This is a genomic window from Pseudomonas hormoni, from assembly GCF_018502625.1.
In the GTDB taxonomy this organism is placed as follows: Bacteria; Pseudomonadota; Gammaproteobacteria; order Pseudomonadales; family Pseudomonadaceae; genus Aquipseudomonas; species Aquipseudomonas hormoni.
On the sequence record NZ_CP075566.1, the window covers coordinates 3,167,573 to 3,183,425 of the forward strand.

The following is a 15,853-nucleotide window of genomic DNA, read 5'->3' on the forward strand; positions in this document are numbered from 1 at the left end:
GGACCTATGACCGAACAACTGATCGACGTTCTGGATCAACTCGCCACCGTGCTTGAAAGCGATGGTGCCACTCACTGGAGTCAGTGGATGCGCAAGGCCAGAGCACACTTGATGAACTCTGATTATTACGGGATCGAATACTTGCTGTCCGCCTATGGCGGAATGGGCTCGCTCAATGACCTGGTACTTGGACAAAGTTGCATCGATGGCATTTTTTCCTGGAAGCCTGGGCACATTGAGTTGAACGAGAAATTTAATGCATTACGCAGTGAGGCCGCAGCGCTTGCCCGTGCAATAAAGCATGCGCAAGGCTGATTGGTCAGTCTTCTGCCTCTCCTTCAGGAAGGCAAATACCGCCTAACCCTCGCCTCCAACACCTTGATCAGCGCAGGCTCCATGTACTGATAAACATCCGGTATGTCCAAACAAACAACGCGCTTGTCCGCCAGCTCCGAACCAAATCGAGCCACCAGTTTGTTGCGATGAATCGGCTCCATGACAAATACCAGATCAGCCCACAGCAGCAGCTCCGGGCTGACGGGTACATACGCATCATTGCTGATTCCCGCCGACGCAGTTTCCACGCCCGGCCAGTCAGCAAAATGTTGTTCGGCCGTTGGGCTTCGCAGGCGGTTCTGGCTGCATATGAAAAGTACGTTCAACATCGGGTTAACTCCAAACAGTTAACGCGACTCGGGCTCAGGCGAGATTACCGAGCAGCTCATGCACGACCAATGATATCCCCACAAAATAGATCTGAGAATTATTTGGCCGGCCTCCCCACCTCACGGAGGTGGCGCGAAAATCATGGTGCGAACCTGGTCTTTTGCTGTGAGAAGGCCGTGATGAAGTTCTGTGACATAGACCTGCATTCGAACAACAGGGTTGTGGTGGTTACCGACGAACCCGGCCCATCTACAGAGGTCAAAGCAGGTGACGGCATCGCGAATGATCCAAGGCCTGTGGCCTGCTTCATTCAAGGGCGAAGCCATTAGTTCACACACTTTAGGGTGCGCCGGATAAATTTCAGTAGGCTCGGATTCTGCCCGGGGCAGGCGCTGACTGCTGCTCTCATCCAATGCTCCCTTATCGGAGTACGAAAATGACTCAGTCAATGCGGTTCTTCCTATCGATCTTCCTGGCGACAGCATCATTGGCGTCAGCGAGCCTGCTGAACAATGCAGGTGCGGCAACCGCCGAGGATCTGAATGCCGACTCCCGGCAAGCGTTGCAAACTCTTTACAAGGCCACTCCATTTGCCGAAACCATTTCGCACAATGCCAAAGCGGTGCTTGTCTTCCCGAAAATCATCAAGGCCGGCCTCGTGTTTGGTGGCAGCTATGGCGAAGGCGTGCTGATGAAGGGCTCGAAAGTGGAGGGTTATTACAACTCCGTAACGGGGTCATGGGGGCTGCAGGCAGGCGCCCAATCGTACGGTTATGCGGTGTTCCTGATGACTGATAAAGCCGTGAGTTATGTACGTGAGTCCAAGGGCTGGGAACTCGGCGTGGGACCAACCGTTGTCGTGGTTGACGAAGGAGTCGCGAAGAATCTGTCGAGTTCGACACTGAAGGACGATGCCTACGCGTTCATATTTGACCAGCAAGGGTTAATGGCTGGGGTCAGCATCGAGGGCACGAAGATCTCCCTTATCAAGCGTTGAAACCCGTCCATCATGGCGCCTTGCGTAGTCCGCAAGACGCCCGGACAGAGCGGTATCACCGTCCTCGCCAAGAGGAGGCCTAATGAATCTTCTAACCCGATGCAAAGGTGCATGTATTGCTCTGATGCTATGCGTGGTTGTGCTCCTGACATTTGTTATTGGCTCCAGTGCTTTGCCGAGGATAGTGCCAGACATGGCTCATGCTCCCTCTGCGCCAGTGCAACTCGACGGGATACACGGACCTCTGTCAGCCGAGCGCAGCAAAGCCATTCTCGACCGACTCAAGTCCACCGGCGCAGAAACCAACATCTTCGATGTGCACCTCGCTATCGAAGAATCCGTTGCCGGTAGCCCGCTAACGGAAGGAAACAAGGTCGACTTGCTGCAGGACGGCCCCAGCACCTACCAGTCGATGATCAAAGCCGTGGAAGCCGCACGCGACCACATCAACATGGAGACCTACATCCTCGACGATGATGAAGTCGGTCAGCGCTTCGCCGCCGCACTGATCGCTCAGCAACACAAAGGTGTACAGGTCAATCTGATCCGTGACAGCGTCGGAACCCTTGGAACACCCTCAGCGTTTTTCTCTCGATTGACCGATGCGGGCGTCAAGGTGCTGGAGTACAACCCGGTCAATCCGGCGACGGCCAAAGCGGGCTGGGACGTGAACCAGCGCGACCACCGAAAGCTGCTGATAGTGGACGGCCGAATTGCCTTTCTCGGCGGGATCAACATCAGCAGCGTCTATTCGGGGGGCTCGTTCAGCTCTCGCTCCAAGACTCGTCCAACGGGTGATTTGCCCTGGCGCGATACCGACTTGCGCATCGAGGGGCCCGTGGTTACGGATCTGCAGAAGCTGTTCATCGGAACATGGACTACCCAGAAAGGTGAACCACTCGCGGCTCGCCAGTACTTTCCGCCACCGGAGCGCAAAGGCACCGAGGTGGTGCGCGCCATCGGCAGTTCGCCAGATGAGCCGTTCAGCCTGATCTACGCCACGCTGATTTCGGCGCTGCATAGTGCGCAGACCGAGATTTGGCTGACGAACGCCTACTTTGTGCCCGACCCGCAGTTGCTGGCGGCACTCAAGGAGGCGGCGGCACGTGGAGTCGACGTCAAGCTGGTGCTGCCCAGCAGCACCGATTCGTGGCTGGTGTTCCATGCCGGACGCGCCTACTACAGCGAGCTGCTGAAGGCCAACGTCAAGCTTTACGAACGCCGTGACGCGCTACTCCACGTCAAGACTGCAGTCATCGATGGCGTGTGGTCGAGTGTCGGTTCCACCAACCTCGACTGGCGCAGCTTCCTGCATAACGATGAAGTCAACGTGGTTGTGCTGGGCACCGAATTCGGAAAAAAGATGCAGGCGGCATTCATGGCTGATCTGGCCAAATCGAACGAAATCAAGCTGGAAAAGTGGCAGCGCCGCTCGCTCGCGGTGAAAGCCAAAGAGCAGATGGCGCGACTCTGGGAATACTGGCTATGAGTCGAGTGGCGTGTCGCCGGGATGCGCTGTTCTGCTGCCTGATGGGTATTTCGCCAACCTACCGGGTCACCGCCGCACTCCGGGTCCCCGCAAACGCACTCGTGCCAAGCCAGCGCCACAAGCATTCCGCATCCTTCACCGCGCCATCCACACGCAGTTCTCGCGACTAAACAGTCAGGAGTCGAGCAATGAGCAAACAACCCCAACCCCGCAGCCGTTCCAATCCTCAACCCAGATCCCGCCCGGTTGTGCCGAACCTGCCCAGCAAAACCGGCAACAAGTCCGGAGGCTTGCGCGGCAACTATCCGCCGAAGAACTCATAGTGACTTCAGGTGTGCGGCAGGCTCTGTCGGGTCTGTCGCACTCCCCCGTCACATCAGCATTACTTGCCTCTATTTCTGACATTGTTCCGCAAAGGCACCCTCGAACACACCCGCAGTGATGGCAAACGGCTAGTCTCTTCACGGTTTCTCAAGAACCGATTGGAATCGCTGGCTCTGCAGGTCGGTCAGGAGATTCGCTAGCGACAAATGACCTGTGGCGAGGGAGCTTGCTCCCGTTGGAGTGCGCAGCAATCCCCTCCATTTTGGGGCTGCTTCGCACCCCAGCGGGAGCAAGCTCCCTCGCCACACAGGTTTTTTGATCGGCATTTCTTCACCCCGGCTCAATTACATGGAGTAAGCGTGCATGCCCTTTCCCCCTCGCTTCCTTGAGCACTACCGCAAAGCCGACCGCATCACGCTGGGCCTGATCTGGCTGATGTTCTTCCTGTTTTGGGTGGGCGAAAGGCTGCTTTCGGCTGTGAATTCAACCGGCCAGGCGCGAAGGTAGCACTCGGTTCACTCAAAAACCTTTCCGGCCAACAGAATGGCTGCAATCATTCGGAGCTCCCCTGGAAACCAGGAACGATTTCCGCCCTGTTTCCAATGCTATCCACACAGCGCTCCCTGACAAGAACCCGACCTGGTCATTTCAACGGGGCATACGTGACCAATGTCTTCGGCTCCAGATACGCACTCATCCCCCACCTGCCCATTTCGCGCCCAAGGCCTGAATGCTTGAAACCACCGAAGGGGGCACGCGGTTCGTGGGCCAGGGTGTTGATGAGCACACGTCCCGAATCGATCTGAAGGGCGATATTCACACAGCGTTCGTGACTCTTTCCCAGCACCAGGGCGCTCAGCCCATAGTCCGTATCGTTGGCAATACTGATCGCATCAGCGTCATCCTCGTAGGGGATGATCGTCAGCACGGGGCCGAAGATTTCCTCACGAGCGATACGCATCCGGTTGTTGGCATCAGTGAAGATCGTGGGCTTCACGAACCATCCGGCGTGCAAGCCTTCCGGGCGACCTTCGCCGCCCGCCAACAACCTCGCGCCTTCTTCCTGACCGATACGGATGTAGCGCTGCACCCGTTCCCACTGTTTCTGGCTCACCATTGGGCCGATGTCGGTGTCGGCGTTGCGCGGATCGCCCGATTGGATTTGTGAGACGCACTCCTTCGCAACCCTCTCGAACTCTGCCAACCGTCTGCGCGGGACAAGGATGCGAGTGCCCGCGATGCAAGCCTGGCCGCTGTTGAGAAATCCGGCTTGCAGCACCAACGGCATGACCGCCTGGAAATCCGCATCGTCAAGCACCACGGTGGGCGACTTGCCGCCCAGTTCGAGCGTCACGCGCTTCATGGTGTCGGCGCCGGTTCTTACCAGATGCTGACCGACAGCGGACGAACCCGTGAACGAGATCTTGGCAACGTCGGGATGACGGGCGATTTCCTCGCCAACCACATCGCCCCTTCCGTTGACGATATTGAAAACACCCGGTGGCAGCCCCGCTTCGTGCAACGCCCTGACCACGACCTGCGTCTGCAACGCGCTCATCTCGCTGGGCTTGATGACGGCGGTGCAGCCTGTCGCCAGCGCGGTGGCCAGCTTGTTGCAGATGAAGCCCGCATTGCTGTTCCAGGGCGTGATCAGACCGGTCACGCCTACGGGCGTCAGAATGACTCTGGCCATGCCGACCTGTTCCTCGAAATCGAACGCCTCCAGTGCATCGATTGCTTGCGCAATCACATCGGCCGGATAAGTCGCCATCCCGCGCCCGCGAACCGCAGGCGCGCCGTATTCCACGAGGATAGCTTCCAGCAACTCTTCCTCCCTTGCCGCCATGGCCCGGTGCATGCGCTGCAGTGCCGCAATGCGCTCTTCCCGACTGGTACGAGACCAGGCCGGGAACGCAGCCTTGGCGGCTGCGATAGCACGCTGTGCGTCCAGTGCATCGCCCAGCCGAACCTGACCGATGACTTCCTCGGTGCTCGGGTTATGGAGGTCGAACCATTCCTGACCGTGCGGAATGACGAACTCGCCGTTGATGTAGATGTGTTCAATGCGCTGCATGGTGATTCCTCGTTCAAAATGACTCGCCTGTATCGAGCCTCTGTGGAGCGAAGTCTAAGAAGGACTCATTGTTCCGATAAGCTATCCTTTGGCTTATGAAGCATCCGTATTTTCAGGACAATCCATGCACAGAACAGGAATGACCGAGCTGGAAGTGGTTCTGGCCGTTGCACGCCGCCGCAGTTTTCGTGGCGCGGCACAGGAGTTGGGCATGTCCACCACCGCCGTGAGCAGCGCGGTGGCCGGCCTGGAAGCGCGCCTGAAAGTGCGCCTGTTCAATCGCTCCACGCGCAGCGTTGCCCTCACCGACATCGGGCAACGCTATGTGGAGCGCATTGCTCCTGCATTGGCGCAGATCAAAAGTGCCGACGAAGAGGCCAGCGTCGGCCCCGACGAACCCAGCGGCACACTGCGCATCAATGCACCGCATGGCGCGGCCTATCTGCTGCTGGAGCCGCTGCTCAAGCGGTACGCTCAGCGCTATCCCGAGGTGCGCATCGACATCGTCAGCGAATCAAGCATGGTCGACATCGTCGCCGGGGGCTTCGACGCCGGGATTCGCCTGGCAGAGTCCGTACCACAAGACATGATTGCTGTGGCGCTGTCAGGTGACATCCGGATGCTCGTGGTGGCAACGCCCGAGTATCTCGAACGCCATGGCGTGCCCGAGCACCCGCGAGATCTGCTCACCCACCAGAGCATCGGCATGCGCATGGCCCACGGTGGCCTCTACCATTGGGAACTGGAGCGCGACGGCCAGAAGATGCAGATGGATCTGCCGGTGCGCTTCGCGTTCAATGAGTTGTTGGCCATCAAACAGGCCGTGTTGTTGGGCCTTGGCATCGGTTTCATTTCCGAGTGGTTCATCCAGGAAGAACTTGCAAGCGGCGCCCTGATGCCGGTGCTGATGCCGTGGTGCCCGTCGTTTGGCGGGTTGAGGCTTTATTACTCGGGTCATCGCTTCGTGCCGGCGCGATTGCGCGCACTGATTGATCTGGTGCACGAGTTGCGGCCCAATCTGGTTTGATTCGGGCGACGTGTCGGCACGGTGCGGAATGCTTGCAGGCGCGTTCATGATGTTCGGTATTCATCCGCTGGGTGGCAACATTGCTTTGTTTGCGCCCGGCATCATCGTTGCGGCCATTCTGGCCGTGCTGATGTGACGCAGTCCTGCTCAAAGCTAATGATTGCAAGCGTCAGCCTTACGAAAAGCAGGACAGGAGACAGAATGTTTCACCCATCGAAGGAGTCCTGGGTCATCTATCTGGTTCGAAACCCGGGATTGTCAGAGTGAGAATTTGATTGCCCGGTTTCTCCCCACCTTGTGTGAATCGCATAATGAGTGCCTGCCCCTTTTATCGTCGAAATCGTATCTGGAGTACCCCATGGAAACCCGCCACCTGCATCGCTTGCTCCAGGGAGCAGCCGAGTGTGATTCCGCTGTCGAGTCACTCATCCTCATACTTGAGGCCGCCGTCGAACTGGTGTCGATTCCGGGGAATGACTTCTGCTGGTCGTATTGGGCTGATGAGTTCGAGGCGAAAGCTGAACTACAAGCCCTGATCCACTCATTAAAGGCCGGCACCTTGCCTGAGCGGTTGAACGTCGCCGTGTTGTTCGCGCCGACCGGACCTTTGCAGGAGCTCGGCATGAGCAGTGGATGGGCTGAGACCTATTTGAAGGTCGCCGGCAAATTTGATGAGGTTGAAACGTTGCTGTGGTGAGGCTGAGATTGTTTGGCCCGGTGATAGACAAAAAGGGGGACAGCGCACCGTTGCGGCGTTCATTCGTCTCGGTTTTATGGTGGTCATGCACAGGGCACTTTCGAGCGCGCCGGTCTCCTTGTGCCCCGGTCTACCAACCTGCGCATGGCCGCCACCCTTCGGCCAAAAGTTGCCCGTAAGGATGGACTGCTTTCGGCCAAAAGCAGTCGTTTGAGACTGGCTAATGGGTGTCCCCTTTTCACTTTGGGAGTGTCCTTACGTTGGGGACGTGAAGCTAACAGCCGTTAAAAAAGTATCTGCGTTGGCAATACTGCGTTAAAGACGATCAGCGATCAATTCCGCTCGGATTGCAGCAGGCGTGGCTTTAATATGCCGTTGGCGATTTTCGACGCGGGCTCTTCGTCGCCGTGCTGCTGGCAGAGGAATTCGCGTATCGCTTCGGCGGTTCGCCTGACGCCAGTGTTTCAAGTCCGAGGGTGGCGACCAACAGTCCAGGCAAACTGATTTACAGGCCGCGTTGACGTCGATGTGCGTGGCTAATCCAGGATGAACAGGTCCCCTTCCACATCCGTATCGCCGTGTTTACGACTCTCCGCCGCAGCGTCGTAGACGATCATCAAAACCTCCCCAAGCTGCTCGCCGGATTGGAACAGACACATGCCCTCAGCGTGATCGTTGCCTTGCCCGAAAGGCACCTCCAGCACCTTCTCCAATTGATCGGTGAAGACCACGCTTTCCTCGTCGGACGCGAAACCTCCGCGCCAGCGGAAGACCGTTACCGGACCGTCCTGCTCCATGGTGGGGCCCGCCAGGATCAGCAGATCGTCACCGCGGGTGCACAGGTCACGCAAGCCCAGGCCATTGAGCGCGAAGAAATGCTTGCGGTAGCGGCGCCCACCCGGACTGATCTTTTTCAGCACCAGCGTGTCAGACGAGGCGTCGTTCAGCTCGGGCTCAATCTCCAACAACACGGCCCAGCCGCGTAGAACCGGTCCACGCAGCCCCAGCAGAAGGCGCGATCCGATCATCACCAACCCTTCGATATCGAAGCCGTTGTCCTTACCCGGGATACGCAGGAAGTCGCGTAGCTGAGGATCTTCAGCAATGGCCGCGGTCAGGTCGTTACCGACTTCGTTGCCCTGCAGCTGCGCCGCTGTACGTCCATCGGCATCCACTTTCCTGGCGAGCACATAGCTGTCGTTCTGCTGCACCACAGGGATGCGGGCCAGCAAAAAACGATTGCCGTCCGCCTCTACCGTCGACAGGCGTTTGATATTCTTCTGTGCAGAAGTGCCGGCCTCGGACTTCTTGCGCTTCAGGCTATGGGAGCCCACCACCCAGAGATAACCACTGTCATGGACATAGGCCAAGCCCTCGATATCGATCTCGGCGTCTTGTTTCGGTAGGGGCAGATCCAGATATTCCAGGAGCGAAAACGATTGGTGCTCGTCGCACCTTATGACGCCGCCGGACGCAGCATCCTGGATTTTCAGGCGTTCCAGGCTCGTGGTTTCGTCGTTCGCCACCCAGAGTGTGTCGTCAATCTGCTGAGCGACCGAAAGGCCATCGCGCAACGACGCAAACGCCGGATCAAAGCTCAATAGCGCAAAACTGCTTCGGTGGCTCATGAGCGGTCTCCTGTCTTTATGGCGCTGCGCACCGGTTATTCAGAACCGGATTCTGCGCGTGCTCTTCGTCCAGAGCATGCACTCGTCCTAGCCGACCCGCCACCGCCGATGGCTTAGTCCCTTCGCTGCGGCTGCCAAGCAACCGGATTAGTTCCATCAACTCCCAAAATAGCCGACTAACGGTGACCCCCGCAGGCACAAAGCCTGCAATAGCCACCTCGACGAACATTTGACGTCAATCTACCGACATACGGATTTCCTAATCAGCAGACCAAATCGACACAGCTCAATAGCGTCGGTTCGAGCGCAACTGTGGCCGCAACATTCCCCGCATACAGGATTATTGACATGATCGACCTCGCCACCTGGAATTTGAGCATCCCTGAAGGCAGCCCACCGGCCACCATAGAAACGCCTCGATTGGCGCAAGGCTTCAAGGACCAGTATTTCAGTTCTGAAGCCGCTACCCTTTCCTTCTGGGCACCTGTGACCGGTTCCAGGACGGCCAACGCTATTTACCCGCGCAGCGAGTTGCGGGAAACCTATAGCGATGGAACGCTGCGCAACTGGCAGTATTCAGCGGCGGATAACATTCTGCGGGCAAGTCTGACCGTCAATCAGGTGCCCAGCACCGGCAAGATCGTGATTGGTCAGATTCACAACAAGGACAGCAACAGCCCCATGGTGAAGCTGGAATACCAATACAAAACGTCGGCTTCGACGGGGATCATTGTCGCCAAGGTGCGCATGCGCCCCGACGATGAAGAGGGCCAAGTCATTACCATTGCGACGGGTGTGCCGCTCGACCGCAACTTTTCCTACCAGATCCACCTCAGCCCGAAGGGCGCGCTGGGCATCAGCGCAGCAGGATACAACTGGAGAACCACCATCGACCCGAGCTGGAAGACCAAACCACTGTATTTCAAAGCGGGTGCGTATGTGCAGGACAACACCGGCTATCCCACCGAGGGCGGAAAAGTGACGTTCAGGATGCTGGAGATCCAACACAACATTTAGTCGCTTCTTTAGGTCACTACCATTGGCACGCCGATCCGAAGGGTGAAGACTTTAGTGGATTTCCTTGTCGATCGGCTACCAAGTGGCTAGCTGTCAGTGAACTCAACCGCGCGGCCTGAATTTAGAACGCTCTTTCCTGCGCCCGGTGCTGGATTGAGTTAACCAACCTTAAGGGCGTCGGTCGATTGCACCATTTCGCGATTGGCAGCTATCGGCCAGAAGCGGACCCTCCAAACCCCTCGCTCTCCCCTCGAAATTGAAGTCTCTCCTTCCCTCAAGGGCGCGTAGATAATCCCTCCGTCCGCCGAACCTTGCATAGGTATAGGGGGTATGCCTATCATGCGCAATGTATAGGTAGGGGGGGTATCCCATGGGTCACATTGCAGCAAACAAAGACGATCTTCTCAAACGCGTAAAACGCATCGCCGGACAAATCCAAGCCGTTGAGCGGGCATTGGAGTCGGACCTCGATTGCGCCAAAACACTGCACCTTGTTGCCGCTACTCGCGGAGCCATCAATGGCTTGATGGAGGAAATCATCGAGGAACACGCGCGGGAGCATGTCGCGAACCCTGCTCTCAGCGAAGAAGAGCGTAACAAAGGCGTCGAGGAGCTTCTTGAAGCCATTCGCCGTTACTCCAAGTGAACGCATCCAGGAACACGCTCATGAACAGCACGAACATCAACTACACACACGACCATGTGTTCCTTGGCTCAGCACACGACGAAAATGCCAAGCGTATGCGTTGGGTTGTGGCGCTGACCGTTGTGATGATGGTTGGCGAGATCACCGCTGGCTATATCACGGGCTCGATGGCGTTACTGGCTGATGGCTTTCACATGGCAACTCATGCCGGCGCATTGGGCATCGCGGCGGCCGCTTATGGATACGCAAAACGCCACGCTTCCAGCCAGCGCTACAGTTTCGGTACCGGTAAGGTTGGAGACTTGGGCGGATTCGCCTCGGCGCTGATTCTCGGTATGGTCTCCCTGGGAATTGGCGTTGAGTCTGTCATGCGCCTCTTGCAGCCAACGGAAGTTCAGTTCGGCACCGCTACGCTCATCGCGATTGCCGGTTTGATCGTCAACATTGTCAGTGCCCTGCTGCTGGGCCACGGGCACAGTCATGGGCACGAGCACGATCACGGCCATGCCCATCACGGGAACGACAACAACCTGAAATCGGCCTACGTCCACGTCATTGCAGACGCGCTGACTTCCGTTCTGGCCATTGCTGCATTGCTCGCCGGCCGGTATCTCGGCTGGGTGTGGCTGGACCCGGTCATGGGCATTGTCGGCGCCATTGTTATTGCGCGCTGGGCATGGACCTTGATGGGGGCCACCGCAGGAGTACTGCTGGATCAGACAGATGCACACGTTGCCGAGGAAATCCGCGAACTGGTTGAGAAACCAGGGGATGCCACTATCACGGACTTGCACGTCTGGCGGGTTGGACCGCAAGCCCATGCGGCCATCGTCAGCGTCCTTGGTGAGGCCACTGCGAACGCCGATAGCATTCGTGAACGTCTAAAGCCGGTTCACGAAGTCAGCCATCTGACGGTCGAGTTTCGACCTGTCTGATTAAGCGCCTCCCCACCATTGTCTCCAAAGGAACCCGCAATGCCTCTAGGGAAACGTGAACTGGCACGAATCGAACGTCGGTTGATAACCACGCTTACCGAAGCATGCGAGACAGCAAAGGGTGAAATCATAGGCTTTGCTTGGCTCACCCACATCGCTGACCTGAACGCGTTGGCTGAAACCCTGACGGTAATCTGGGTATTCGAGACCCTGGCTGACAGAAAGCTCGCCCTGGTTGACGCTAAGGCGCGCATCTTTGAGTTGACGTCCATCGCGTTGAATGACGCCAACATCTACCTGATCCCTTCAGACCACAGCGTCCGCTTCGACTCTGAGGAGGAGTGTCAGCGAACTCACGGAGGCGACTGGAAAATCCGCCTGACTCAATCACGTGTGGCCAAAGGTGGCTGACAATGGCTAAAGAAATCGAGAATCCCTGCATCTCAGTTTGCCAGCTCAGTGGTGATCTGTGTGTGAGCTGCGGGCGAAGCAAGGAAGACATCAGAAAGTGGAAACGCATGAAGCGGCCTGAAAAAATGGCCGCGGTGCAAAGGGCGAATGTGCGCTTGAAAGGGCTGAAGAAAGCACAGGGATAGTCACTTGTTCTGGATGATCGCTATGGGTCGGGAAGTGCCCTTCGATCAGCTGGATACCCAGCCAAAATCGGGCGTTCACCCTGGGGCGGCCACCGGCCAAGGCAGTCATTGGAAAATATCGGTGCGATCGACATGCTTAAGCAGTTTTTCTAAGCGCTACGCAACAAGCTCGACATAGCTCGACTCCCCACCGCCAGTCGCGCCCGACAACCAACCCCATACGAAACTCAGAGTCGTACGTCCTGCGTGATCGACGCCTACCGTGCCACGAGACCAGCCGGCAAGCATCTCGCCCTCCGTCGTCAAGCACTGATAAAGAAGCTCAATGGTATCGGGGCCCGTGACGCGCCCGACTTGATGGCCCATGCGAATCCGGCCGCCTTGGTAAGTGCCCGAAATGGCATCTTCCTCGACATGGTAATGAAATACTGTGCCGGCACCGGATACCCCTTGGGCATTGTCCGCTACGGTAAATCGGCGATTGTTCAAACGCTCGCTGACTTGAGAAAACGGTATTTCCATAAATGTCGCGTCCTTTAGTCGAGATGTTCCATTCCAGCCTTCGATGATCCTAAGTCATTTCGACAGGCAGCAACCGCAATAAAGCAGACACTTTCGTCACGGGTCGCCCATTTCTCATCCATGGGTGAATAGGCATCACTCGGACAACTTTTCATGACCCCCGTCGAATTCCGAGGGTGCGTTAGTTACCATGGATTTCAATTCGGAAGGAGGCATGCAATGGATCTGAAGTTCAGCCACGTCGATGTACTGGTCGAGAATCTCGAAGAAGCCTGTGATTACTACGCACAGATACTGAAAGCCAGGATCTCCAAAACGCTCGTCTGGGAACGAGGTGGCCTGCATGTGCGCTATGCGATTGCGCTGATCGGTCAGGAGCGTTTCATGCTGGTACAACCGCTGGCGGGAAATCTGAGGGAGCTGTTGGACGCCTCGGGCGAGGGGATGATTTATCGCCATTGCTACTCGACACCGGACATCGAGAAGGCCTATGACGAATTGATGGCTGCCGGTGTTCAACCGGAAGACGAAAACGGCAAGCCATTGGCCCGTGCGCACCTGCAATCCCCGTCCGGGACACGCATCATCTGGTTGCCCAAGCGCTTCGGGCACTTCTCTATCGAGATCCTGGAAGCCAAGGCGCTGGAGGCATTTGTCGAGGCTGCATTTGCCTGAGCACGTTAAAACTCATTGCCGTGCTCACACCGGCCAGCTCACCAGGTAATGCTATCCAAACCATCCACTCAGCAACCCTGCGCCCAGCGCGACCAACGCCGTATTGAGGCAGACCAGCGCGAAGCCAAACCTTACCAGGTCACCCTCTTCCGTGGCCTGGGTTTTGGCAAGTCCCAGGATCAGCATGACGATCGACAACGAGCCCAGTGCAGCATGCCCTGCCGCGCTGTTCTGTACCGCTGCGAGCAATAGGCGAGAGGGTTCTGGCAACATCGCGATGGCCGGCATGAAGATCGCGTTGCCGCCAACATTCGAGCCCGTCATGTAGCCTGACAGCGCACCAAACAGGGCCACCAGCGACGTCGCGGCGGTGGGCGACAGGCCCGCCAGCAGTTGCATCAAACCCGCCAGGAAGCCGGCCTTTACCATCATCTGCGACATCGCGAGAAAGAAGAAAATGGTCAGCAATGGCCGTTTCGCGCGCGCCGCCAACGCAGCAGGCATGCGGACGTCGGGCACTGTCTGGCGTGGCGCGTTGCGCGTGTGAAACCCTAGCCCGATCAGCACCAGAACCAGTGCCACGCCCGGTGAAGCCAGCGGCTTCCAGGTGACTTGGGCACCCTGTACGATCCAGCTGTCCTGCCAAGCGGTGATCGTCCACAGCATTTTCAACGCGACGATAAAGACAATCAGCAACAGATACGGCCAGGCCTGACGCGGCCATTGCACCGCACCGCGCTCGCTATCGCTGCGGCGCAGGCGCCATAGCCCGGCAGATAGCACTGCAACGGCCGTCACCAGGCCCGCGGCAACACCGGCCACTTCCGGCCCCAACCACCGACTGGCACTGTAAAGCACCCCCACAAACAGCAGCCAGAAAACGCCCAGCGCCCTCCACTCCCGCGACTCACGAACGCCTGCCAGGTATAACGCCATCGCACTGAGGGCGAAAAAAACCGGTGCGCTGGTCAGTGCCGAGGTCGACGCCAGCGCGGCGGCGTCCAGGTGAGCCAGCGAGGCGCCGATGACCGATGCCAGGCCCAGCGTTCCCCACGGCATGATTGCCATGCCGGTCAGCGCTATGCGCAGCGCGACCCGGCGCTCGAAGAGGCTGAGCATCAGGGGCACCGTTGCGATCAATGACACGCCGAAGCCGGTCATCGCTTCCAGCAACGGTGCCAGCCCGAGGACGATGAACGCCACTTGATCGCCGCGTCGCAAACCCAGTGAACGCACCCATTGGCTAAGCGCCAGGTTGACGCCCAGGCGCTCGATAAAAATCACGAAGGCCAGACCCGGCACGATCACGAAGGCCGTACTTGCAAACAGCACGGCGGTATCTTGAGCGGCGGCCACCAGACTGCCGAGGTGCCACGCGTCGGCGGCGCCGGCGAGCCAGAGCACCACAACGAGCAGCGTGCCGGCGATGGCCGCGTGAACGGGGGGCCGGCGCAGCACGACGAGCATGGCTGTCACCAACAGGACGGGGGAAAGATGAAACAGTGCGAGCATGCCAATTATCCTGTGTGAATTCCCGATCAAGGCTGCGAGAGCCGTCTGCAGGCAAGATAATATTTCGCGTGGCTAGATAAAGGGCCGCAGTTTTCTGGTAGTTTTCGAGAAAATTTCTCGCGGACCTGACATGGCAAAAAACGACGCTGCCCCTGAATCGCTGGACAAATTCGACCGTGCCATCCTGGACCTCGTCCAGCGCGACAACACTACACCGCTGCGCCTGATGGCCGAGCAGGTCAATCTCTCCACGGCCGCCGTGCAGCGCCGCATCAAGCGGATGGAAGAAAGGGGCGTCATCACGGGCAATGTCGCCATCGTTGACCCGACCGCCGTAGGACGGCCGATCACAATCATTGTGGAAGTGATGGCCGAGCGCACGAGCATTGAAGCGCTGGAGGCGATGAAGGCACACTTCGCAGTGCCCGAAGTTCAGCAGTGCTACTACGTCACCGGCGAAGTGGATTTCGTCCTGGTGTTAACCGTTGCCAGCATGCAGGAATACCAGGCGTTGGCGCGGCGATTGTTTGCCGAAAATGCCAACGTGACCTGGTTCAAGACCATCGTGGCGCTGGACCGTGTGAAAGTCGGGCTTGATGTACCGAGCGTGCCTGGGTAACCGCTGGTTCAAGAGCGTCTTGCCCAGAATCGTCCCGCTCTATACCCACTTAAAGTTCCCTGCGATATCCCCCCACGATGAGAGAATTCCCCCATAAACGGGCTGTATTACCCGCATCCTGTGTCAACTTTTATTGGCCAGCGAATCAGATTGCGCTGCCAGCGGGGAGTTATAGGCTGTTGAACTTTTTGGCATAGAGAATGCTGGGCGTTCACTAGTGCATTAACTGAAAATTTGAAGTTGTCCGCACGGGCAAAACAGCCTTGCCAAAACACCTGCGCCGCAGATCAGCCGCGCATTGCCAGCCCTTCTGAGGAGTTACCTTCATGAGAAGTCAGCCGCTAGTCCTCACGTTGATACTCATGCTTTTCATCTTTTGGATAGGGGTAGCCTGGAGTCTGTTCATCTTTTTCAGCAACTAAGCGTTGT

19 protein-coding genes and 1 pseudogene are annotated in these 15,853 nt (G+C 57.7%); 14 read left to right on the forward strand and 6 right to left on the reverse strand.

Annotated features, from left to right (window positions below; all coding sequences use genetic code 11):
* Window positions 1–6: 6 nt before the first annotated feature.
* Window positions 7–315: a DUF6966 domain-containing protein gene (locus KJF94_RS14725; protein ID WP_348772795.1), complete on the forward strand. Its 309-nt coding sequence runs from the start codon at window positions 7–9 to the stop codon at window positions 313–315.
* Window positions 316–338: 23 nt separating this feature from the next.
* Here KJF94_RS14725 and KJF94_RS14730 read toward each other — a convergent pair whose 3' ends face one another.
* Window positions 339–665, reverse strand: coding sequence for a low molecular weight protein tyrosine phosphatase family protein (locus KJF94_RS14730; RefSeq protein ID WP_214384568.1), 327 nt, complete (start codon window positions 663–665; stop codon window positions 339–341).
* 437 nt (window positions 666–1,102) lie between these two features.
* Between KJF94_RS14730 and KJF94_RS14735 the strand changes: the two genes are divergently transcribed.
* Both KJF94_RS14735 and cls read left to right on the forward strand, forming a co-directional pair.
* A complete protein-coding gene (locus KJF94_RS14735) occupies window positions 1,103–1,663 on the forward strand; it encodes a lipid-binding SYLF domain-containing protein (RefSeq protein ID WP_214384570.1) in 561 nt (186 codons plus the stop codon).
* 82 nt (window positions 1,664–1,745) lie between these two features.
* A complete protein-coding gene (cls, locus tag KJF94_RS14740; protein WP_214384572.1) occupies window positions 1,746–3,152 on the forward strand; it encodes a cardiolipin synthase in 1,407 nt (468 codons plus the stop codon).
* 58 nt (window positions 3,153–3,210) lie between these two features.
* On the opposite strand, the pseudogene KJF94_RS30235 reads toward cls, so the two are convergent.
* Window positions 3,211–3,318: pseudogene (locus KJF94_RS30235) on the reverse strand (winged helix-turn-helix transcriptional regulator); the annotation flags it as partial.
* Window positions 3,319–3,340: 22 nt separating this feature from the next.
* Here KJF94_RS30235 and KJF94_RS30390 point away from each other — a divergent pair.
* Both KJF94_RS30390 and KJF94_RS14745 read left to right on the forward strand, forming a co-directional pair.
* Window positions 3,341–3,475 (forward strand): hypothetical protein, encoded by a 135-nt coding sequence (locus tag KJF94_RS30390; protein ID WP_284681148.1) that lies wholly within the window; start codon window positions 3,341–3,343, stop codon window positions 3,473–3,475.
* Between the two features lie 364 nt (window positions 3,476–3,839).
* Complete coding sequence (locus KJF94_RS14745) at window positions 3,840–3,983, forward strand: hypothetical protein (protein WP_214384988.1); 144 nt, start codon at window positions 3,840–3,842, stop codon at window positions 3,981–3,983.
* Between the two features lie 136 nt (window positions 3,984–4,119).
* On the opposite strand, the gene KJF94_RS14750 is transcribed toward KJF94_RS14745, so the two are convergent.
* The gene (locus tag KJF94_RS14750; RefSeq protein WP_214384574.1) at window positions 4,120–5,550 is read right to left on the reverse strand and encodes an aldehyde dehydrogenase family protein; all 1,431 of its coding nucleotides are present in this window, start codon (window positions 5,548–5,550) and stop codon (window positions 4,120–4,122) included.
* Window positions 5,551–5,674: 124 nt separating this feature from the next.
* Between KJF94_RS14750 and KJF94_RS14755 the strand changes: the two genes are divergently transcribed.
* Both KJF94_RS14755 and KJF94_RS14760 read left to right on the forward strand, forming a co-directional pair.
* Entirely contained in the window at window positions 5,675–6,577 is a 903-nt protein-coding gene (locus KJF94_RS14755) for a LysR family transcriptional regulator (RefSeq protein WP_250548284.1), read from the forward strand.
* 358 nt (window positions 6,578–6,935) lie between these two features.
* Window positions 6,936–7,274 carry a hypothetical protein gene (locus KJF94_RS14760; protein ID WP_214384576.1) on the forward strand — a complete coding sequence of 113 codons (339 nt, stop codon included), beginning with the start codon at window positions 6,936–6,938 and terminating at the stop codon, window positions 7,272–7,274.
* 536 nt (window positions 7,275–7,810) lie between these two features.
* Here the strand turns inward: KJF94_RS14760 and KJF94_RS14765 are convergent.
* Window positions 7,811–8,902: a DUF3616 domain-containing protein gene (locus KJF94_RS14765; protein WP_214384578.1), complete on the reverse strand. Its 1,092-nt coding sequence runs from the start codon at window positions 8,900–8,902 to the stop codon at window positions 7,811–7,813.
* Window positions 8,903–9,250: 348 nt separating this feature from the next.
* Between KJF94_RS14765 and KJF94_RS14770 the strand changes: the two genes are divergently transcribed.
* The 5 genes from KJF94_RS14770 to KJF94_RS14790 all read left to right on the forward strand — a co-directional run bounded on the left by KJF94_RS14770 (window position 9,251) and on the right by KJF94_RS14790 (window position 12,096).
* Window positions 9,251–9,919 (forward strand): polysaccharide lyase family 7 protein, encoded by a 669-nt coding sequence (locus KJF94_RS14770; protein WP_214384580.1) that lies wholly within the window; start codon window positions 9,251–9,253, stop codon window positions 9,917–9,919.
* Between the two features lie 370 nt (window positions 9,920–10,289).
* On the forward strand, window positions 10,290–10,565 hold the full coding sequence (locus KJF94_RS14775; protein ID WP_069900955.1) for a metal/formaldehyde-sensitive transcriptional repressor: 276 nt from the start codon (window positions 10,290–10,292) through the stop codon (window positions 10,563–10,565).
* 20 nt (window positions 10,566–10,585) lie between these two features.
* Window positions 10,586–11,500, forward strand: a complete 915-nt coding sequence (dmeF, locus tag KJF94_RS14780) for a CDF family Co(II)/Ni(II) efflux transporter DmeF (protein WP_214384582.1) — start codon at window positions 10,586–10,588, stop codon at window positions 11,498–11,500.
* A 39-nt stretch (window positions 11,501–11,539) separates the two neighbouring features.
* Window positions 11,540–11,911 (forward strand): hypothetical protein, encoded by a 372-nt coding sequence (locus KJF94_RS14785; protein WP_214384584.1) that lies wholly within the window; start codon window positions 11,540–11,542, stop codon window positions 11,909–11,911.
* A gap of 2 nt (window positions 11,912–11,913) precedes the next feature.
* Window positions 11,914–12,096: a DUF1289 domain-containing protein gene (locus tag KJF94_RS14790; RefSeq protein ID WP_008033373.1), complete on the forward strand. Its 183-nt coding sequence runs from the start codon at window positions 11,914–11,916 to the stop codon at window positions 12,094–12,096.
* Between the two features lie 156 nt (window positions 12,097–12,252).
* On the opposite strand, the gene KJF94_RS14795 is transcribed toward KJF94_RS14790, so the two are convergent.
* Entirely contained in the window at window positions 12,253–12,618 is a 366-nt protein-coding gene (locus KJF94_RS14795) for an avidin-fold protein (protein ID WP_214384586.1), read from the reverse strand.
* A 219-nt stretch (window positions 12,619–12,837) separates the two neighbouring features.
* Here KJF94_RS14795 and KJF94_RS14800 point away from each other — a divergent pair, with 219 nt between their 5' ends.
* Entirely contained in the window at window positions 12,838–13,293 is a 456-nt protein-coding gene (locus KJF94_RS14800; protein WP_214384588.1) for a VOC family protein, read from the forward strand.
* A gap of 51 nt (window positions 13,294–13,344) precedes the next feature.
* Here KJF94_RS14800 and KJF94_RS14805 read toward each other — a convergent pair whose 3' ends face one another.
* Complete coding sequence (locus KJF94_RS14805) at window positions 13,345–14,805, reverse strand: L-lactate permease (protein WP_214384590.1); 1,461 nt, start codon at window positions 14,803–14,805, stop codon at window positions 13,345–13,347.
* Between the two features lie 130 nt (window positions 14,806–14,935).
* On the opposite strand from KJF94_RS14805, the gene KJF94_RS14810 reads away from it, so the two are divergent.
* Window positions 14,936–15,424: an Lrp/AsnC family transcriptional regulator gene (locus tag KJF94_RS14810; protein ID WP_214384592.1), complete on the forward strand. Its 489-nt coding sequence runs from the start codon at window positions 14,936–14,938 to the stop codon at window positions 15,422–15,424.
* The last annotated feature ends 429 nt before the right edge of the window (window positions 15,425–15,853 follow it).